The sequence below is a fragment of the Streptomyces sp. NRRL F-5727 genome (assembly GCF_000719555.1).
Lineage (GTDB): Bacteria > Actinomycetota > Actinomycetes > Streptomycetales > Streptomycetaceae > Streptomyces.
In genome coordinates this window covers 33,563-52,135 of record NZ_JOGX01000025.1, presented here as the reverse complement: position 1 = coordinate 52,135, position 18,573 = coordinate 33,563, and the positions used below count along the sequence as shown (strand labels likewise).

General features: G+C 69.9%; 23 protein-coding genes and 3 tRNA genes. 15 read left to right on the top strand and 11 right to left on the bottom strand.

Features of this window, described 5'->3' with window-relative positions; translation table 11 throughout:
* Window positions 1–28 precede the first annotated feature (28 nt).
* Together secE and IF73_RS0118690 are read right to left on the bottom strand one after the other, a co-directional pair.
* A complete protein-coding gene (gene secE, locus IF73_RS0118695; protein WP_031009357.1) occupies window positions 29–316 on the bottom strand; it encodes a preprotein translocase subunit SecE in 288 nt (95 codons plus the stop codon).
* Window positions 317–419: 103 nt separating this feature from the next.
* Window positions 420–492: transfer RNA gene (locus IF73_RS0118690), tRNA-Trp, on the bottom strand.
* 203 nt (window positions 493–695) lie between these two features.
* On the opposite strand from IF73_RS0118690, the gene IF73_RS0118685 reads away from it, so the two are divergent.
* Complete coding sequence (locus IF73_RS0118685) at window positions 696–1,922, top strand: pyridoxal phosphate-dependent aminotransferase (RefSeq protein ID WP_031009354.1); 1,227 nt, start codon at window positions 696–698, stop codon at window positions 1,920–1,922.
* Window positions 1,923–2,039: 117 nt separating this feature from the next.
* Window positions 2,040–3,068 (top strand): adenosine deaminase, encoded by a 1,029-nt coding sequence (locus IF73_RS0118680; RefSeq protein WP_031009351.1) that lies wholly within the window; start codon window positions 2,040–2,042, stop codon window positions 3,066–3,068.
* Here IF73_RS0118680 and IF73_RS0118675 read toward each other — a convergent pair whose 3' ends face one another.
* The 6 genes from IF73_RS0118675 to IF73_RS0118650 form a co-directional block, all read right to left on the bottom strand.
* Entirely contained in the window at window positions 3,069–4,142 is a 1,074-nt protein-coding gene (locus IF73_RS0118675; RefSeq protein WP_078868128.1) for a UDP-N-acetylmuramate dehydrogenase, read from the bottom strand.
* Between the two features lie 36 nt (window positions 4,143–4,178).
* Window positions 4,179–4,607: a MaoC family dehydratase gene (locus tag IF73_RS0118670; RefSeq protein ID WP_031009344.1), complete on the bottom strand. Its 429-nt coding sequence runs from the start codon at window positions 4,605–4,607 to the stop codon at window positions 4,179–4,181.
* Between the two features lie 2 nt (window positions 4,608–4,609).
* A complete protein-coding gene (locus tag IF73_RS0118665) occupies window positions 4,610–5,062 on the bottom strand; it encodes a MaoC family dehydratase N-terminal domain-containing protein (RefSeq protein ID WP_031009341.1) in 453 nt (150 codons plus the stop codon).
* Window positions 5,063–5,145: 83 nt separating this feature from the next.
* Window positions 5,146–5,310, bottom strand: coding sequence for a 50S ribosomal protein L33 (gene rpmG / locus IF73_RS41040; protein WP_003956487.1), 165 nt, complete (start codon window positions 5,308–5,310; stop codon window positions 5,146–5,148).
* A 116-nt stretch (window positions 5,311–5,426) separates the two neighbouring features.
* Window positions 5,427–5,499 (bottom strand) — tRNA-Met (locus IF73_RS0118655).
* 44 nt (window positions 5,500–5,543) lie between these two features.
* Window positions 5,544–5,616: transfer RNA gene (locus IF73_RS0118650), tRNA-Thr, on the bottom strand.
* Window positions 5,617–5,823: 207 nt separating this feature from the next.
* Here IF73_RS0118650 and IF73_RS0118645 point away from each other — a divergent pair.
* Window positions 5,824–7,083, top strand: a complete 1,260-nt coding sequence (locus tag IF73_RS0118645; RefSeq protein ID WP_031009338.1) for an amidohydrolase family protein — start codon at window positions 5,824–5,826, stop codon at window positions 7,081–7,083.
* A gap of 16 nt (window positions 7,084–7,099) precedes the next feature.
* Window positions 7,100–7,756, top strand: a complete 657-nt coding sequence (locus IF73_RS0118640) for an NAD(P)H-binding protein (RefSeq protein ID WP_031009336.1) — start codon at window positions 7,100–7,102, stop codon at window positions 7,754–7,756.
* Window positions 7,757–7,976: 220 nt separating this feature from the next.
* Here the strand turns inward: IF73_RS0118640 and IF73_RS41035 are convergent, their stop codons facing one another.
* Window positions 7,977–9,557 carry a HEPN domain-containing protein gene (locus IF73_RS41035; RefSeq protein ID WP_158822042.1) on the bottom strand — a complete coding sequence of 527 codons (1,581 nt, stop codon included), beginning with the start codon at window positions 9,555–9,557 and terminating at the stop codon, window positions 7,977–7,979.
* Between the two features lie 140 nt (window positions 9,558–9,697).
* Here IF73_RS41035 and IF73_RS39580 point away from each other — a divergent pair, with 140 nt between their 5' ends.
* Together IF73_RS39580 and IF73_RS0118635 are read left to right on the top strand one after the other, a co-directional pair.
* Window positions 9,698–10,144 carry a FadR/GntR family transcriptional regulator gene (locus IF73_RS39580; protein WP_078868126.1) on the top strand — a complete coding sequence of 149 codons (447 nt, stop codon included), beginning with the start codon at window positions 9,698–9,700 and terminating at the stop codon, window positions 10,142–10,144.
* Window positions 10,145–10,155: 11 nt separating this feature from the next.
* Entirely contained in the window at window positions 10,156–10,722 is a 567-nt protein-coding gene (locus tag IF73_RS0118635) for an HD domain-containing protein (protein ID WP_031009334.1), read from the top strand.
* Here the strand turns inward: IF73_RS0118635 and IF73_RS0118630 are convergent.
* Together IF73_RS0118630 and IF73_RS0118625 are read right to left on the bottom strand one after the other, a co-directional pair.
* Window positions 10,710–11,183, bottom strand: a complete 474-nt coding sequence (locus IF73_RS0118630) for an NUDIX hydrolase (protein WP_031009331.1) — start codon at window positions 11,181–11,183, stop codon at window positions 10,710–10,712. The two genes, IF73_RS0118635 and IF73_RS0118630, sit on opposite strands and share 13 nt — an antisense overlap.
* Window positions 11,180–11,950: a helix-turn-helix domain-containing protein gene (locus IF73_RS0118625; RefSeq protein WP_031009329.1), complete on the bottom strand. Its 771-nt coding sequence runs from the start codon at window positions 11,948–11,950 to the stop codon at window positions 11,180–11,182. The genes IF73_RS0118630 and IF73_RS0118625 overlap by 4 nt, the downstream gene beginning before the upstream one ends.
* A 738-nt stretch (window positions 11,951–12,688) precedes the next feature.
* Between IF73_RS0118625 and IF73_RS0118620 the strand changes: the two genes are divergently transcribed.
* The 9 genes from IF73_RS0118620 to IF73_RS0118580 all read left to right on the top strand — a co-directional run bounded on the left by IF73_RS0118620 (window position 12,689) and on the right by IF73_RS0118580 (window position 18,461).
* Window positions 12,689–12,955 carry a DUF6284 family protein gene (locus tag IF73_RS0118620; RefSeq protein WP_031009326.1) on the top strand — a complete coding sequence of 89 codons (267 nt, stop codon included), beginning with the start codon at window positions 12,689–12,691 and terminating at the stop codon, window positions 12,953–12,955.
* Window positions 12,952–13,236 carry a hypothetical protein gene (locus tag IF73_RS0118615; protein ID WP_031009323.1) on the top strand — a complete coding sequence of 95 codons (285 nt, stop codon included), beginning with the start codon at window positions 12,952–12,954 and terminating at the stop codon, window positions 13,234–13,236. The genes IF73_RS0118620 and IF73_RS0118615 overlap by 4 nt, the downstream gene beginning before the upstream one ends.
* Window positions 13,233–14,372 (top strand): conjugal transfer protein, encoded by a 1,140-nt coding sequence (locus tag IF73_RS0118610; protein WP_234338267.1) that lies wholly within the window; start codon window positions 13,233–13,235, stop codon window positions 14,370–14,372. The genes IF73_RS0118615 and IF73_RS0118610 overlap by 4 nt, the downstream gene beginning before the upstream one ends.
* Window positions 14,369–14,704, top strand: a complete 336-nt coding sequence (locus tag IF73_RS0118605; RefSeq protein WP_031009319.1) for an RRQRL motif-containing zinc-binding protein — start codon at window positions 14,369–14,371, stop codon at window positions 14,702–14,704. The genes IF73_RS0118610 and IF73_RS0118605 overlap by 4 nt, the downstream gene beginning before the upstream one ends.
* A gap of 212 nt (window positions 14,705–14,916) precedes the next feature.
* Window positions 14,917–15,303, top strand: coding sequence for a DUF6251 family protein (locus IF73_RS0118600; RefSeq protein WP_031009317.1), 387 nt, complete (start codon window positions 14,917–14,919; stop codon window positions 15,301–15,303).
* 4 nt (window positions 15,304–15,307) lie between these two features.
* Window positions 15,308–15,499 carry a hypothetical protein gene (locus IF73_RS0118595; RefSeq protein ID WP_031009315.1) on the top strand — a complete coding sequence of 64 codons (192 nt, stop codon included), beginning with the start codon at window positions 15,308–15,310 and terminating at the stop codon, window positions 15,497–15,499.
* An 81-nt stretch (window positions 15,500–15,580) separates the two neighbouring features.
* Window positions 15,581–15,793 carry a DUF6257 family protein gene (locus tag IF73_RS0118590; protein WP_031009313.1) on the top strand — a complete coding sequence of 71 codons (213 nt, stop codon included), beginning with the start codon at window positions 15,581–15,583 and terminating at the stop codon, window positions 15,791–15,793.
* An 85-nt stretch (window positions 15,794–15,878) separates the two neighbouring features.
* Window positions 15,879–18,068, top strand: coding sequence for a cell division protein FtsK (locus IF73_RS0118585; protein ID WP_031009311.1), 2,190 nt, complete (start codon window positions 15,879–15,881; stop codon window positions 18,066–18,068).
* A 141-nt stretch (window positions 18,069–18,209) separates the two neighbouring features.
* On the top strand, window positions 18,210–18,461 hold the full coding sequence (locus tag IF73_RS0118580; protein WP_031009309.1) for a hypothetical protein: 252 nt from the start codon (window positions 18,210–18,212) through the stop codon (window positions 18,459–18,461).
* Window positions 18,462–18,573 lie beyond the last annotated feature (112 nt).

Sequence of the window (18,573 nt, the reverse complement as noted above, 5' to 3'; positions counted from 1 at the left end):
TGCGATACAGATGGGGTGGAACAAAAAGTCAGCCGAAGACGTACTTGACTGCTTCCTGGAAGCCAAAGTCAATCACGGTGACCAGGCCGATCATCACGACCACGAAGACGATCACGACGGTGGTGTACGAGGTCAGCTGGCTGCGCGTGGGCCAGACGACCTTGCGGAGCTCCGCGACGATCTGGCGGTAGAAAACGGCGAGACGGCCCAGGGGGCCCTTCTTCCCGCGCTTGCCGCCCTTGCGGCCCTTCTTCTTCGACTCCGACGCGTCGTCTTCGGCATCAGGCATGTCGATGGAGCCTACGGCGTCCGTCACGATCTCTCACCTGATTCCGGGTCGGCCGTGCCGCGCCCGGGTGGAGCCGCACGGCGGTGCAATGAAGTACGTACATGCGCACAACACCTGGCGGTGTGTGTAGCAGGGCCGGAGGGACTTGAACCCCCAACCGCCGGTTTTGGAGACCGGTGCTCTACCAATTGAGCTACGACCCTTTGCGGTGTCCCCCAACCTACCCCATCAGTGATCGGGTCGGTGCGGGCCAACGAGGAGTGAGTGTACGTGGTCTTGGGGCCTCTCGTCGAACAGGAACCCCGACGACCTGCCGACGGGTCTGTTCCCGACCGCTGTCGACCGCTCCTGTCCGCTCCCTGAAACCTGTGTGCCGGGCCGGGAAACGGTCTGGGACGATGGCCGTATGAGCGCTGCTACCCCTCCCACCGAGCGTCGGGTCTCCGCCCGGATCGGTGCGATCTCCGAGTCCGCCACCCTCGCCGTCGACGCCAAGGCCAAGGCCCTCAAGGCCGCCGGGCGTCCGGTGATCGGTTTCGGCGCCGGTGAGCCCGATTTCCCGACCCCCGACTACATCGTCGACGCGGCCGTCGAGGCGTGCAAGGACCCGAAGTACCACCGCTACACGCCGGCCGGCGGCCTGCCCGAGCTGAAGGCCGCGATCGCCGCCAAGACGCTCCGCGACTCCGGCTACGAGGTCGACGCCTCGCAGGTCCTGGTGACCAACGGCGGCAAGCAGGCGATCTACGAGGCGTTCGCCGCGATCCTCGACCCGGGCGACGAGGTCATCGTCCCCGCCCCGTACTGGACCACCTACCCGGAGTCGATCCGCCTCGCCGGCGGTGTCCCGGTGGAGGTCGTCGCCGACGAGACCACCGGCTACCGCGTCTCGGTGGAGCAGCTGGAGGCGGCCCGCACGGAGCGGACGAAGGTCGTCCTCTTCGTCTCGCCGTCGAACCCGACCGGCGCCGTCTACAGCGAGGCCGAGACCGAGGCGATCGGCCGCTGGGCCGTCGAGCACGGCCTGTGGGTCCTCACCGACGAGATCTACGAGCACCTGGTCTACGGCGGTGCCACCGCCGCCTCGCTGCCGGCCGTCCTGCCGGAGCTGCGCGACAAGTGCATCGTGGTCAACGGCGTCGCCAAGACGTACGCGATGACGGGCTGGCGCGTGGGCTGGATCATCGGCCCGAAGGACGTCGTGAAGGCCGCGACCAACCTGCAGTCGCACGCCACCTCCAACGTCTCCAACGTGGCCCAGGTCGCCGCGCTGGCCGCCGTCTCCGGGAACCTGGACGCGGTGGAGGAGATGGGCCGGGCGTTCGACCGCCGCCGCCAGACCATCGTGCGGATGCTCAACGAGATCGAGGGCGTCGTCTGCCCGACCCCCGAGGGCGCGTTCTACGTGTACCCGTCGGTGAAGGGGCTGCTCGGCAAGGAGATCCGCGGCAAGCGCCCGGAGACCTCGGTCGAGCTGGCCGCGCTGATCCTGGACGAGGCCGAGGTCGCGGTCGTCCCCGGCGAGGCGTTCGGCACCCCCGGCTACCTGCGTCTTTCGTACGCGCTCGGTGACGAGGACCTGGTCGAGGGCGTGTCCCGGATCCAGAAGCTGCTGGCCGAGGCCCGCGACTGACCTTCCCCACGAGACGGGCCCCGGTTCCCCGGAACCGGGGCCCGTTTCTACGTTCGGTCGGGTATCGATCGGGGAATCGCCGTGCATACCGCCATTCGGGTAAGGCAGGATCGGCCAATGGAGCACCCCCGCGATCTCACCCTGCTGCCCAAGGCCCACCTGCACCTGCACTTCACCGGTTCGATGCGGCCCTCGACCCTCCTCGAACTGGCCGACAAGTACGGGGTGCACCTGCCCGAGGCGTTGAAGAGCGGTACGCCCCCGCAGCTGCGGGCGACCGACGAGCGCGGCTGGTTCCGCTTCCAGCGGCTGTACGACATCGCCCGCTCCTGCCTGCGGTCCCCGGAGGACATCCAGCGGCTGGTGCGGGAGGCGGCGCAGGAGGACGTGCGGGACGGCTCCGGGTGGCTGGAGATCCAGGTCGACCCGACCTCGTACGCGCCGCACCTGGGCGGTCTCATCCCGGCCCTGGAGATCATCCTGGACGCGGTCGACTCGGCCGCCCGGGAGACAGGGCTCGGGATGCGGGTGCTGGTCGCCGCCAACCGCATGAAGCACCCGCTGGAGGCGCGCACGCTGGCGCGGCTCGCGGTGCGGTACGCGGACCGGGGCGTGGTGGGCTTCGGGCTCTCCAACGACGAACGCCGGGGCATGGCCCGCGACTTCGACCGGGCCTTCGCGATCGCCCGCGAGGGCGGTCTGCTGGCGGCCCCGCACGGCGGCGAGCTGACCGGCCCGTCCTCGGTCCGGGACTGCCTGGACGACCTGCGGGCGGCCCGCGTCGGGCACGGCGTACGGGCGGCGGAGGACGAGCGGCTGCTGCGGAAGCTGGCCGAGCGGGGCGTGACCTGCGAGGTGTGCCCGGCGTCGAACGTGGCGCTGGGCGTGTACGAGAAGCACGAGGACGTCCCGCTGCGGACCCTCTTCGAGGCGGGCGTGCCGATGGCGCTGGGCGCCGACGACCCGCTGCTCTTCGGCTCCCGGCTGGCGGCCCAGTACGAGCTCGCCCGCCGCCATCACGGCTTCACGGACGCGGAGCTGGCGGAGCTGGCCCGCCAGTCGATCCGGGGTTCGGCGGCCCCGGAGGACGTCCGGGGGAAGCTGCTGTCCGGGGTGGACGACTGGCTGGCCGCGCCGGTGGCGTGACTAGAGGCTGACGCCGACGGTCACCGGCTCGTTGACGAGGGTGACGCCGAAGGCGGCGTGGACGCCGGCGACGACCTCGCGGGCGAGGGCCAGCAGGTCCTCCGTGGTCGCCTCGCCGCGGTTGGTGAGGGCGAGGGTGTGCTTGGTGGAGATCCGGGCGGGCCCGGAGCCGTACCCCTTGGTGAAGCCCGCCTTGTCGATGAGCCAGGCGGCCGAGGTCTTGGTGTGGCCGTCGCCGGCCGGGTAGGCGGGCGGGGCGACGTCGGGGCCGAGCCGGTCGGCGACGCGGGTGAGGAAGGTCTCGTACTCCGCCGCCGTGAGGATCGGGTTGGTGAAGAAGGAGCCGGCGGACCAGGTGTCGTGGTCCTCGGGGTCGAGGACCATGCCCTTGCCTGCGCGGAGCCTCAGCACGGTCTCGCGGGCGTGGGCGAGCGGCACCCGCTCGCCGGCCTCGACGCCGAGGGCGCGGGCGGTCTCCGGGTAGGCGATCGGCGCGGAGAGCCCTCCGGCGTCCTCCAGCACGAAGCGGACGCGCAGCACGACGTACCGGTCGGGGTGCTCCTTGAAGAGGCTGTGGCGGTACGAGAAGGCGCACTGGGCGTTGGTGAGGGTGACGGTCTCCTCGGCCCGGCGGTCGTAGGCGACGACCTCGGTGATGGTGGCGGAGACGTCCTGGCCGTAGGCGCCGACGTTCTGGATCGGGGTGGCGCCGGCCGAGCCGGGGATGCCGGCGAGGCACTCGACGCCGGCGAGCCCGGCCTCGACGGTGCGGGCGACGGCGTCCGTCCAGACCTCGCCGGCGGCGAGCTCCAGGCGGGTCCCGTCGAGGGAGAAGCCGGTGGTGGCGATGTGCAGGGCGGTGCCCTCGAAGCCCTTGTCGCCGATGACCAGGTTGGAGCCGCCGCCGATGACGAGCAGCGGGGTCCCGGTCGCGTCGGCCTCGCGGACCGCGGCGATCACCTCGTCGTCGGTGGTGGCCGTGACGAGCCGGGTGGCGGGGCCGCCGAGCCGGAAGGTGGTCAGGGGGGCGAGGGGGGCGTCCTTGAGCTGCTGCACGGGCTCAAGGGTACTCACGTGAGTACGTCGCCCCCCCCTGACCGAAGGCGTCGGTCAGGCCAGGCGTACGACGGCCCGGCTCATCCCCAGCACCTTCTGGCCCGCGCTGGTCGCGGTGAGGTCCACCCGGACCCGGCCGTCGTCCAGCTTCGCGGCCACCTTGGCGGAGACCTCGATCACGGCGCCGACGCCGTCGTTGGGGACGACGACGGGCTTGGTGAAGCGGACGCCGTACTCGACGACGGCGGCGGGGTCGCCGGCCCAGTCGGTGACGACGCGGATCGCCTCGGCCATGGTGAACATGCCGTGGGCGATGACGTCCGGAAGCCCGACCTCGACGGCGAACTTCTCGTTCCAGTGGATCGGGTTGAAGTCCCCGGAGGCGCCCGCGTACTGGACGAGGGTGGCGCGGGTCACGGGGAAGGTCTGCGCGGGCAGCTCGGTGCCGACCTCGACCTCGTCGTAGGCGATCTTCGCGGTCATGGTCATGCCTCCTCGGGGGCGCGGGAGACGAGCTTGGTCCAGGCGGTGACGACGTGCTCGCCGCTCTCGTCGTGGACCTCGCCGCGGATGTCCAGGATGTCGTTGCCGGCCAGCGACTTGATCGCCTCGATGGTGGAGGTGACCGAGAGGCGGTCGCCGGCGCGGACGGGCCGGGTGTAGGCGAACTTCTGGTCGCCGTGGACGACCCGGCTGTAGTCGAGACCGAGCTGCGGGTCCTCGATCACCTGGCCGGCGGCCTTGAAGGTGATGGCGAACACGAAGGTCGGCGGGGCGATCACGTCGGGGTGGCCGAGTTCCTTGGCCGCCTCGGAATCGGTGTAGGCGGGATTCGCGTCGCCGATCGCCTCGGCGAATTCGCGGATCTTCTCGCGGCCGACCTCGTAGGGCGCGGTGGGCGGATAGGTCCGGCCCACGAAGGACTGGTCGAGCGCCATGGACTCGATACCTCCTGTGATTTGTTGCCGACAAACGCCACGAGGCCGCCCCCGGGTGGGGACGGCCTCGTGAACGAGCCTGATTAGCGCGTCTCGCGGTGCGCGGTGTGCGAGTTGCAGCGGGGGCAGTGCTTCTTCATCTCAAGACGGTCCGGGTTGTTACGCCGGTTCTTCTTGGTGATGTAGTTCCGCTCCTTGCACTCCACGCAGGCCAGCGTGATCTTCGGGCGGACGTCGGTGGCAGCCACGTGAGTGCTCCTTGACGGACGGATGGATGGATGGTCGCACCCCCGCCCTCGAAAGTTTGGGGGAGCATGAAAGAGTAGCCGATCGCAGGACCGACCCCACAATCGGCTACCGTGTGTAGCGGTGACCGGACTTGAACCGGTGACACAGCGATTATGAGCCGCTTGCTCTACCGACTGAGCTACACCGCTTTGATGTCAGGAGGCCCGCCCGAAGGCGGGATTCCCGGCACCAGAGCCCCAATACGGAATCGAACCGTAGACCTTCTCCTTACCATGGAGACGCTCTGCCGACTGAGCTATTGGGGCGAGCGAGGAAGACATTACACGGTCTGCGGCCCATCACCCAAATCCGTTTCGCCCGGGCGACCTGGCAGGCCGCCACCCCCGCCCCGTACGCCACTCGTGGACTCATCGGTACGACTATTGCGCTCCTCCTCGAAGGCGGCGGCGCCCACCCCTAGGCTCTCCCCCACGCTGCGTGATCTCGATCTTGGTGACTTGGTGAGGAGCCCGATGTCGGCCGACAGCAAGCAGCCCCGTCAGCCCTCGGACGACGGGGGGCGCGCGGCCACCGAGGACGCGCACTCGCTCCTGCTGTCGAACGCGCGGCTGACCGACGGACGGACCGTGGACGTGCGGCTGGTCCGGGGCCGGATCGAGGCCGTCGGCACCGCGGGGAGCCTGAGCACCGCCGGCGCCCGGGTGGACCTGGCCGGCCATCTGCTGCTGCCGGCGCCGGCCGAGCCGCACGCCCACGCCGACACGGCCCTCTCCGCCGAGAGCCCGGGCCCGGTCTCGTACGCCCCCGAGGAGGTGCAGCGGCGGGCCACCGAGGCGGCGCTGCTCCAGCTCGGGCACGGGGCGACCGCGCTGCGGGCGCATGTGCGGATCGGCGGCGTGGACGCGCTCGGCCCGCTGGAGGCGGTCCTCCAGGCCCGGCGCTCGCTGCGCGGCCTGGCGGACCTGACGGCCGTGGCGGTGCCCCGGCTGCTCACCGGGGCGGCGGGCGCGGACGGGCTCGCGATGCTGCGGGACGCGGTGAAGATGGGCGCCGGGGTGGTCGGCGGCTGCCCGGACCTGGACCCGGACCCGGCGGGGTACGTGGAGGCGGTCCTGGAGGTCGCGGCCGAGCACGGGGTGCCGGTGGACCTGCACACGGACGGCGACGACCCGGCGCGGCTCGCCCGGTTCGCGGCGATGGCGGGCGGGCTGCGGCCCGGGGTGGCGATCGGCCCGTGCGCGGGGCTCGCCCGGCTGCCGGAGGACGTGGCGGGCCGGGCGGCGGACCGGCTGGCGGCGGCGGGCGTGACGGTGGTCTGTCTGCCGCAGGGCGGCTGCGCGGGGACGGAGCGGCGGGGTACGGCCCCGGTGCGGCTGCTGCGGTCGGCGGGGGTGCGGCTGGCGGCCGGCAGCGGCTCGCTGCGGGACACGGCGAACCCGGTGGGGCGCGGGGACCCGCTGGAGGCGGCGTTCCTGCTGGCCTCGCTGGGCGGGCTGGAACCGGCGGAGGCGTACGGGGCGGTGAGCTCCGCCGCGCGGCAGGCGATGGGCCTTCCGGAGGTGCGCGTGGAGGCCGGCTTCCCGGCGGAGCTGGTGGCGGTGCGGGGCGAGCGGCTCGCGGGCGTGCTGTCGCTGGCGTACAGCCGGATCGTGGTGCACCGGGGGCGGGTGGTGGCGCGGACGAGCGCGGTGCGGGAGTACTGCGACTCGGCGGCCGCCCTCGACCTGCCCCGCCAGGCCAGGACCGACCCGGGAGGCCCGGCGGCCCGCTGAGCCGTACGGTCGGACCATGCGCATCGTCATCGCTGGAGGACACGGTCAGATCGCCCTGCGCCTGGAGCGGCTGCTCTCGGCGGGCGGACACGAGGCGGTCGGGCTGATCCGCCGCCAGGAGCAGGCGGAGGCCCTGCGGGCGGCGGGCGCGGAGCCCGTCGTGCTGGATCTGGAGTCGGCGTCGGTGGAGGAGGTCGCGGAGGTCCTGCGGGGCGCGGACGCGGCTGTCTTCGCGGCGGGCGCGGGCCCGGACAGCGGGGCCGCCCGCAAGGAGACGGTGGACCGGGCGGCGGCGGTCCTGTTCGCGGACGCGGCGGAGCGGGCCGGGGTCCGGCGCTTCGTGGTCGTCTCGTCGATGGGCGCGGACGCCCACCACCCGGGCGACGGCGTCTTCGACGTCTACCTGCGGGCGAAGGGCGCGGCGGACGACGCCGTCCGGGCCCGCCCGGGCCTGGAGTGGACGATCCTGCGCCCCGGCATGCTCACGAACGACGCCGGCACGGGCCTGGTCCGCTTGGAGGCCGCCACGGGGCGCGGCCCCGTCCCCCGCGACGACGTGGCCGCGGTCCTCGCCGAACTGGTGGACTCCCCCGGCACCGCCGGCCTGACCCTGGAACTGGTCTCGGGCTCGACCCCGGTCACGGTCGCGGTCACGGACGTGGCCGGCAACTGACCGCGGGCCCGCCCCCGGAAACGAGTGAAGGTCCCCGGTGCGAACACCGGGGACCTTCTTCACGTGGCGACGCCAGGATTCGAACCTGGGTAGGCTAAGCCGACGGATTTACAGACCTCTGGCATTGAGTGCAGGCACAGCCGCCCCACCAGGCAGGATGCGAAACGTGTGGACCCTAGTCGCGTAATCCGTCCACACCTCGTCCACCAGGCAAGGCAATTCACCTCAGGATGAGCGTGGTTGCCCGCTCCGCGCTTGTCATGTCGATCAAGTCTGGACGGTCGCGCACCAGGGCACGCAGCGCCTGCCGCCCTACCCTGATGGCTTCACGGCTCGCGTCGGAAATCTGACCTGCATTCACCTCAGCTCCGTGAACGAGTCTGCTCCTCATGCTATAAATCTCCGCGGCTCTCTTCCTGAACTTGACACGCTCTTCCCCAGTGCTGCAAATCAACAGAGCAAGCGACGCAGAGATTTTGAACGAGATCTCTGTTTCACTCCCAAAGAGCGACTCCCAGGCAATTACCGCGTCAACGAGTGCATCTTGAGGATCCCTACGCTCCGCGGAGGCACGCAAGAGCCTTTGAGCCGCCAATGAGATTCTTCGAAAATTAACGCCACCAAGGCGATAGATCCATTCACCCCACTCGCTCATGAATTCTTGCGTAACTTCCGTAGGCGTTCTGAAAGCGAACTGGCTCAGATCGGTTATCCCCCACGAATCTCCGGGGCGAATCGGAACGACAATCCGCGACCACGCCGGCACCAGAACCGGCACGTCTTCGCCACCCCAAGCCAAGAGAAACGCCAGCCTCGCGACTTCAATCCGCTCGCTCAAGATCTCTGCAGCTTTCCTCCCTGGAGCAGGGATTTCAGCTTCTGAGCCCTCATCCACAGTGAAGTACCGGCATCCCACTGTAATGTCGGTCGAAAGTACTACGTCTCCGCGGTCATAGATCGATACTTCTCGACCATCCTCATGGTGAATCGTCCGGACAGAATTGAGACCGGTTTGCGGAGGCTGCCAAGGGTGTTCGCTCCCGTGGGCACTACGCAGCGTCCCCCAAGGGAGAGGGACTGAGACGCCAGGGGGGCCCACGATGCCGCTCAACGAAGCAACTCCCAGGCCAGGCATCTTGGATCGGGTGAACCCTTGCCGCGCTCCAGCGATAACTGATGGAATCTCCGCAACAAGATCCCCGAGGGTTGGAGCCTTCATCTTGAGGTTGACTAGACTCCAAGCCGCGTACATCAGACTTTCCGGAACGATGGCAAGCTGTAGCATTCCCACAGACCCGAGAGTCAGAGACATGTAGAGCGGATCCATCTCTGCCACGTCACCAGAGAAAGGAAGATCTGGATCTTCCCGAATCGCGGCGATTGCAGAACGATAAGCCTGGGATCCGAATTCCGTACTGAGTTTGAAACCAGTGTGCTCATAGATCAGAAGTTCACCGAACGACTGCACAGTCAGGCGGCAAAGCGCCCGCTGCAGAGCATCACCTTCTGAGCAGTCAAATTCATCGTCACCACCGCTGGATCCCATGAACTCCCGAAGCTGATGAACTATTGATGGGGCTTCCTCCGATGGGGCACGGAGCAGAGAACCCCACACCCAGAGAACTTCTTCACGCCGCTCGATCCACGCATTGGATCGAATCCACTCCATTACTGAAACCTGCTCCGGAGTAGGACCGTCGAAGTCCCCAAAGAACCACGACACGAATCGCTCCCCAAGCATGGATTGAAGGTACTCAATCCGCGCCCCGAAGGAGTCCTCTGCGTTCCGGCTTTCGCTCATCTAGGCATGGTATGCCTACATACCCTTCGATCGCGCCTGTTTACGCCCACTCAACAAGACCGTTCGGCACCTTCAACTCCGCGCCCCAGGGCAGGCCATGGGAGGCTTAGTCTGGGCACACAGCCTGAGAGGGGGTCCGCATGTCTCAACCCAGTCCTCGCGGAACATTTCTACTCATTGCCGACGCACTGCGTACGGCGATCAGTCAAGGAAGCGTGGAGGGGGTACTGCCGTCGGAGGCTGAGCTGATGCAGGCGCACGGAGTCTCGCGAAACACGATCCGCCGCGCACTCAAGACTCTCGAGGCAGAGAACATCGTCACGTCTGTCCCTGGTCTGGGGTGGCGCCTCGTCTCAGCAGGCAGCCAGCAGCCGCTCCTTGACCGCATGACCAACCTGATCTTCGAAGAGGACCTAGCGATCGGTAGCCGTTACCCTTCGGAGTCAAGTCTCTGCGAGCGGTTTGCAGTTTCACGCACTGCTGTACGCCGCGCGTTGGCGCAGATGGAAGGTCGCGGTCTTCTCGATACAGCGCACGGGAAGGGACGGACCGTGCGCGCCCTCCCCACCTCACACAAGCAGCCGTAGCCTTAGCACTCATGGGGCTTACTGAGTGGGCGTACTCGCTTTCCGAATCGCTGCTGTCCGAGCCGTTGCCGCGCCGCTGGGCACACTCTCTTGGGGTCGCCAAGCGGGCCCGGTCGTTGAGCCCAATCCTCGGGAAGGATGCCGAGTTGATGGAGGCCGCGGCCGTGCTGCACGACATCGGCTACTCCCCGTCCTTGGCCTCCACAGGGTTCCACCCGCTCGACGGGGCCCGGTACCTACGGGACCAGGAAGGGGCCGACGAGCGAGTCGTCCGGCTCGTCGCCCACCACTCGTGTGCGCTCCTGGAGGCCGAGGAGCGGGGGCTGCGGCAGGAGTTGGAGACCGAGTTCGCTCTGGAGCGGCCGGAGCTGGTGGACGCGCTCATCGTCTCCGACATGACGACCACGCCGGACGGCGAGCACACGACGCCGGCCGCGCGGCTGGACGAGATCGTGCAGCGGTACGGGCCGGACACCATCGTGGGCCGGTTCATTCAGCGGGCGGCACCGGAGATCTTCGCGGCCAACGAGCGGGTAGAGCTGCGGATGGCCGCGGTCGCCGGCGCTCAGCCGATGTAGGGGTCCCGGCGCGTCTCATCCAGACCGTGCTGGATGCGAAGGCGCATGGACGGGTGAATGTCGAGGTCGTTGAGGTCCGCTGGGTCTACCCAGCGGACCTCCTTCGATTCGCTGCTCGTACGGAGGGAACCGCCGACCGGCTTGGCCCGGAAGCAGATGGAGAACTGCTGGCGCACCTCGCCGTCGTCGTACGCGAGGACGTGCTCCGGGTCTGTGTAGAGCCCGACGATGCCCTCGACCTCGACCGCGACCCCGGTCTCCTCCTCGACCTCGCGCACGGCTGTGTCACCGATCCGCTCTCCGATGTCGTGCCCGCCGCCCGGTAGTGCCCACAGGCCGTTGTCGGTCCTGTGGATGAGCAGGAGCCGCCCGCCGCCGTCGCGGACGACGACGGTGACCGACGGGACCACCGAGTTCGCTTTCGGGGCTTTCGGGTCGCGGAAGTAGTCGATCCGGGTCATGCGTCTGTGCCTCCGAGGTCCGTCGGGGAGGAGATCGGTCGGGCGCTCTCCCAGACCCGTTCCACGCTCTCCGTGTAAGCGTCGAACAGCTCGCCGCCGGGAACGCGCTGGAGGTGCAGGACGGGGGCCATGTAGGCGCCGACGCCGTACAGGTGCCCGTTGGCGAGCATCGCGTCGTCGGACCGGTAGATGGAGTTGTAGAGCGTGGTCGAGTGGAGCCGGAACTCGACTCCGGGGAGCCCGAACAACGGCGCGTAGTTGACCAGCGCGTTGCGAATCTTGCTGGCCATGGCACCCCCGATCCCCTCGTCGGCCCCGCGCACTGCGACCGCGGCCGAGTCGGGGTCGCCGAGCATGAACCTGATCGGGACGCCGTCGGAGGACTTCTCCTTCACCACCTGGTGGAAGGCGGCGTCCTCGGTGAGCCAGAAGCCTGAGTAGACCAGGACGTCGAAGTGCCGCCGAGCGCCGGCGTAGAGCTGTGGCCACAGTCGGTTCGGCACAACGGAACGGTGCGGGTACAGCTGGACCAGTTCGGCGCTACCCGCCTCCGTGACCTCGGCTGACGTCCGCTCCTCCGGCCAGAGGTAGGACACCTCCCGCTGCAGGAGTGATGCCGTCGCGTACTTGAAGCGGCGGTACGGCTGGCGCTTGGGGTCGTTGATCCAGCGCTCCACCGTCTTCGCCGACACCCCGAGCCGTTCGGCCACCTCGTCCAGGGTCATGCCGCGCTCGATGATCGCGCCGCGTAAGCGTTCATTGGCCATGCCGTGGGCTCCCCCGGTGGGACGACTTGGGACGACTTCACCGTAGCCAAGACGTCCTGGAGCCGTACATGCGCGGAGTCCTACGTCTGCCCTGATCAAGCCAAGCTGGACTCATCAAGCGGGACGGACTCGCAACCACCAAAGAGCCAAGGGACTTGACGGTGCGAATCCTTCTCCGCATGATGAGGAACAGGTAGTACATGTACCTCATTGAGCTTCGGCTTGGTGAGTCGTGCTGCCCAGCGCCCGGAGAGGCCCGTGAAACGGCCGCGAAGGAAGCGCCCGTCACGGTTGAGAACTGAACAGTGGACACACAGAACGACAGGCATCTGCGACAAGCCGCAGGCCCTGCCGCACGAGCAGCAAGCACCTTGCTCCCGTCGCCCTCCGGGGCCGGCCGAGAGTCCTCGACGTGCGGTGAGACAAGGGCAGAGATCGCCACCTACGCCACGCACCATGTCCGCCCTTTGGAGGCCGACGTGAAGCGCTTAAGACCCTGGGCGCTGCTGCCGCTGGACCGGCGGAGTGGCCATGCCTAACGCGTCATCTGACTGCCGCGGCCGCTCGACGGCTGCGGCCGGTTGCCTCCTCCGCCCGTCCGGTCCCCTGCGTGGGGTGCCGTACGGGCGGGGTTGAGGGGAGCCGGTTGGTTCCAAACGGCGTGAGGCCCCGGTGCGGGAACACCGGGGCCTCGGTTCGGGCCGTTCCTACCCCCTGCTGTGAAGGGAGCACGACCCAATGAAGTCCATCGCTGCACTTCAGGCCGTTGTTACGGCCACCCCGTTCGACGGTGAGCCGTCGGATGCGGAGCTGGACGCGATCGAGCAGGAGATGCCGCTGATCCTGGCGGAGATCGACCTGCTCGACGTGGAGATCTGGATGCTGGACGGCCCCTCCACGGTGCTGGACGAGCGGCGGATCCGCCGGGCCCGTAACCGGGTCCTGGACGAGCGCCGCACCCTCACCAACCGCGCTGGCCTGACGCAGGCGGGTGGTGCCGCATGACCCGGCTCACCGACCTCCCGGGTGAGGTCACCACGCTGCTGACGGCGGTCGTGGAGGCCCTGGACATCCCGCTCCCGTCGAACGACGAGGACGACGAGGCCGCGCACTACGACGTCCTGGACGAGCGGGCGGCAGGCGTACGGATCGCTCTGTCGGTCCTGCTGGAGGGCGCCTACTACGGGGCCCTGAAGGACACCACCCGCTACATCCGGGAACGGACGGCCCAGCACCCCGTCACCTACACCCCCTTCCGCTCCGACCGGACGGGGGCCGAGGGGTGACCGCCGGCACGGGTAGGGAGCTGGGGACGCTCCAGCGGGTGGTGCTGGGTGCGGCGTTCGTGCCGATGCTGGTCACGGGCGGCGCCGGTGGGTTCGGCACCTACACCAACATCAAGGCCGCCTACGGTTCCGGTACCGCCGTCGGCGCCGTCGCGGCCGGTGAGGGTGCCACCGCCGTCCTCGCGATCGTCCTGCTCGGTCTGACGCTGCTGGGCCAGTCCTCGCCGAGGGTGATCCGGGCGGGGCTGTGGGCTCTTCCCGCAGCCGCGGCCGCCATGTCCGCCACCGCCGCCACCACCCTCGGCGAGGTCGTCATCTACGCCCTCACCCCGATGGGCATGACCGCCTCCGCCGAGGGCGCCGCGTTCCTGGCCCGTCGGATCGTCGTCTATCGCGACGGCCGCGACGCAGAGGCCGAAGCCCACGCCGCCGACCTGGTGCAGGCGATCGCCTACCAGCGGGCCATGGCCGAGCGGCACCCCGACCCCAAGGTCCGCAAGAAGGCGGAACTGGAGTACTGGAAGCTCGGCAAGAAGGTCGGCGCCGGTGACATCGTCCTCGGGACCCGGCTGGTCGACGTCCAGCGCGAGAAGGTCACCGCCGGCGCCCACGCCGCCCTCGCCGACATGTTCGGCGCCACCACCGCCGCCCCGGTCCTCACCGGACCGGTCGAGCCCGAGCAGACGGTGACGGTGGAGCTGGAGGTCGACCGGTCCACCCGACCGGTCGACCCCGTGAATGCGGAGGAATCGGAATGGGCCGGTACGGAACGGTCTACCTCTGACCAGCCGCTTCCCGCCCTCGCCCCCGCCCCGGCCGACCCCGGCCCGACGGACGAGGAAGAGTCCACCCCGCCCGCTGCGGTCGAGTCGACCGGTCGAGTGGCCGTGAAGGTCGTAGCGGCCGAGCAGTCGGCCCGACCCGAGCGGGTGACCCGCCGGGTGCCCGACGTGGCGAAGACGCCCGTCCCCCGCCGCACACGCGACGAACTCCTCGCCGAGACGCGGCGGTTGACGGAGTCGTGGCCGGTGGAGAACCTGACGGCCGACCGGATCCGGCGGGCGGTGCGTACGTCGCCGGAGAAGGGCCGGTGGCTGCGCGAGACCCTGCGCGCCGAACGGGGTGAGGCCGCGTGAGCGCGCTGCCGGTCTACCGGTGGCGGCTGGCGCCGGAGGGGCTGGCGACGTTCCGGCAGCTTCGGGCGATGGGGCTGCGGCCGGGCGGTTCGCCGGTCGTGGCCCAGCTCGAACGAGCCCGCCGCCGGCGCGAACCGCTCGTCGCCTACCTCTACCGCGTCGACACCGCCAAGCCCGTCCGACCGATGACCCCGGCCAAGCGAGCCGCCCTGGAGCGGGCAAACGCCGCCCGCCGAGTCTGCCCGGAGTGCGGGCGGGACGCCGGATACCGCATCCCCGCCTCGCTCGGCATGTGCACCCCCTGCGCCTACCCGGACACGGCCGCTGCCTGACCGGCAGGGGTCATGCGCCGGCTACCTCACCGAACAGTTCCAGGATCCGGGAGATCCATTTCCGGGTCTGGTGCCACCGGTTGCAGTACCGGCGTGAGCGCCACCACGACCGGTACGCGACCGGCCGCCGACACCACTTGCACGGCTTCGTACGACTTCCCTGATCCCCCATGGCCGTGACTCTAGCGGCCACTTTTGACCTGGGAGAACCCATGTCGAACCTCCCCGAACCCGCCCCCGTCGTCCGGCTCCCGGACGGCACCTACACCTACGCCGACCACCTCCCCACCCCCCTCCAGCCCGCCCCGGGGCCGCAGGTGGTCCACCAGCACATCCACCAGGCGCCCCCCGACCGCACGGTGCAGCGGATCGCGCTCGGCTCCGGGATCGGCGCCGGCACCGTCGCCGCCGGCGTCTACTTCGGCCCCCTCCTCGTCGGCGCGCTCACCGCGATCGCCGCCAACCTGGCCCTCCTCGCGTTCCTCGCCACCGTCCTGGTCTGGGGCGTCCACACCGTCATCAAGTCCGTCGGCGGCCCCGACGGACAGCAGGCCGCCAAGGCCATCGGCAAGGCCCGCCGGGCCCGAAAGGGGAAGTGAGCCCATGTTCCGAGGCGGACAGAAGGTCCTGATCGTCGCCTGCGAGGACGACCCCCGCGCCGTCGGCAAGACCGGCCGCGTCCTGGACGAGATCCCCCCGGGCCCCCTCACCGAGGGCCGGTGGACCGTCGACCGCATCAGCATCTGGATCGCCCCGGTCCTGTGCCACACCCACGAACTGCGCGCCCTCGACTGACGGCTGCCCGCCCACCCCGAACCGCGCCGGTCGGGGTGGAAGGGGAGTCGGGACAGCCCCGGCTTCAGAGAGGAACCCATCGTGGCCGGCAAGAAGAACGACGAGTACGACCCGAACCACCCGCCGCTGACCGTCGGCGAGGGCGTGAAGTTCGGCTGGTACATCGCCCGCATGGCCAAGCGCGGCATCGCCGGAGAGAACGTCTACCAGGGCGACCTGGAGAAGAAGGTCGACCGCCTCCTCGACCGCGCCCGCGACCGCGCCGAGAAGAACGCCCGCGGCAAGGGCAAGTAGCTGTGCCCCGGGGCGGCCGACAGCCGCCAAGCCTCACCGGCCGCCCCGGGTCCTTCGTGTTCCCTCACGTGGAGAGGACGTTTCAGTGAAGCACCCCGACGACGACCAGGAACTGTTCGCCCGGCTGGAAGCCGAGATGACCGCCGACCCGTCGACCGACGACAGCGGGGCCGAGGTGGTAGACCTCGGCAAGGCCCGCGCCGCCCGGCAGACCACCACCGAACCGGTCGAGCCGGAGGAGTCGGCTGGTCGGCTGGTAGTCGACCAGCCGACCCCGGCTGCGACCGGTCCGGGCTACCTCGGTCGGCTGGCGTCCGCGAAGCGCCGGGACGTGGTTCCGGTCTGGCTGCGGTCTACCTCTGAACTGCGAACGGCCGCCGGATGGGTGGCCCGCCACTACGCCCACACCGTCGGCTACCACGCGCTCCGCACCCCGGTTTACGCGCTGCGGCTCGCGCTCCAGTCGCCCGCCGGAGCCGCCCGGTTCATCGGCGGAGCGATCCGGTGGGTGGCAGACCGGGAGGGTGAACCGGTCCGGGCCGCCGCCGTCCGCAAGGAGGACGCGGTCGAGTACCTGCGGCTGTCCGCGCAGCGCGACGACCGGGTCAAGCTCCGCTCCCTGATCGCCGCCGTCGCCACGTTCATCGGCGCCACCGTCGCCCTCGCCATCTACGTCCTCGCGCCGGGCTGGCTCCAGACCGTCTCGGTCGGTCTGGTGCTGCTCGCGCTCGGCTGGGCCGGCCGCAAGGCAGACGCCCCCGTCGTCCACCGCGCGGTCGAGATCCCCAAGGCGTCCAAGCTCACCTCCGACATCGTCCTGCGGGCCCTCGGCGCCCTCGGCATCCCCGCGATCAACCAGGCGCAGGGCAAGGGGCGGGACGGGTTCGAGTTCACCGCCCCGATCACCCGCGACGGACCCGGCTGGCGCGCGCAGGGCAACCTCCCCTACGGCGTCACCGTCGCCGACGTCATCGAACGCCGCGAACGCCTCGCCTCCGGCCTGCGCCGCCCCCTCGGCTGCGTCTGGCCCGAGCCCGCCTCCGAGGAACACCCCGGGCACATGGTGCTCTGGGTCGGCGACCAGGACCTCACCAAGGCGAAGAAGCCCGCGTGGCCGCTGGCGAAGTCGGGCGGGGTAGACCTGTTCAGGCCGGTCGCCTACGGCACCGACCAGCGCGGACGCTGGGTCGAGGTGACGCTCATGTACATCGCCGGGGTGATCGGAGCGATCCCCCGCATGGGCAAGACCTTCCTCCTGCGCCTGCTCCTCCTGATCGCCGCGCTCGACCCGCGCGCGGAGCTGCACACGTACGACATGAAGGGCACCGGCGACCTCGACCCGGTCGGCAACGCCGTCTCCCACCGGCACGCCGCCGGCGACGACGACGAAGCCATCGCCTACGCGCTCGCCGACCTGCGCGCCGTCCGCGAGGAGCTGCGGCGCCGCACCAAGGCGATCCGGGCCCTGCCCCGCGACATCTGCCCCGAGTCGAAGGTGACCTCGCAGCTCGCCGACAAGCCCTCGCTCGGCCTGCACCCGATCGTCATCGGCGTGGACGAGTGCCAGGTGCTCTTCGAGCACGCCGAGCACGGCAAGGAGTTCGAGGAGATCTGCACCGACCTGGTCAAGCGCGGCCCCGCCACCGGCATCGTGCTCCTCCTCGCCACGCAGCGCCCGGACGCGAAGTCGCTGCCCACGGGCATCTCGGCGAACGCCGGCGCCCGCTGGTGCCTGAAGGTCATGGGCCAGACCGAGAACGACATGGTCCTGGGCACCTCCGCCTACAAGCGCGGGGTGCGGGCGACGATGTTCGCCTGGGGAGACAAGGGCATCCACTACTTCGTCGGTGAAGGAGCCGACGCCCGGATCGTCTCCTCCGTCTACGTCGACGCGCCCGGCGCCGAGGCCATCGCCGCCCGCGCCCGCACCGCCCGCGAGAAGGCCGGACTCCTCACCGGCTACGCCATGGGCGAGGAGCCGGAGGTCGTCACCGGCCCGGCGTACGACCTGCTCGCCGACATCCTCGCCGTCGTCCCCGCCGCCGAGACCAAGGTGTGGTCCGAGACCGTCGTGGCCCGCCTCGCCGAGCTGCGGCCCGACGTCTACGGCGGGTGGGAGACCGACGCGCTCGCCGCCGGCCTCAAGCCCCACGGCATCTCCACCGTGCAGGTGGGCCGCCGGGTGGACGGCAAGGTCGTCAACCGGCGCGGCATCGTCCGCGCCGACATCACCACGACGATCGCGGAGCGTGACGGAAAGCGGGACGCGGGATAACCCGCCGGAGCCGCTAGCGATAGCACCGACCCCCGCTAACGTTAGCGGCTCCGCTAGCGCCCCAAACACGCTCTGAGCTGGCCGCTAGCGGATAGCGGCCCACCTGCGAAAACCCCTGGAAACCGCCCGGGAGGGCCCGCCATGACCCCCGCCCTGCTCACTATCGCCTGCCTGTTCACCGTCACCCTCGGTTACGTCACGAAGTGCATGGCGTCGCCGTTCGGCGACTGCCGCAAATGCCACGGACGCGGCTACGCGATCAAGACCAACCGCAAGGGACAGCCCAAGCCCGGCAAGGACTGCCGCCGCTGCCACGCCACCGGCAAGCGCATACGCGTCGGCCGCTGGCTCTACAACCGGCTCTCCCGCACCTACCGCGCCGGCACCCGCTGACCCAGGACACGAAGCGGCCGACGGCACCCGTCATGAGACGTACCCCGCTCCGAGCAGGAGCTAGGCAGACGCGCCGTCGGCCATCCCCCGAGCTTGTCAGCACCCGAGGTGC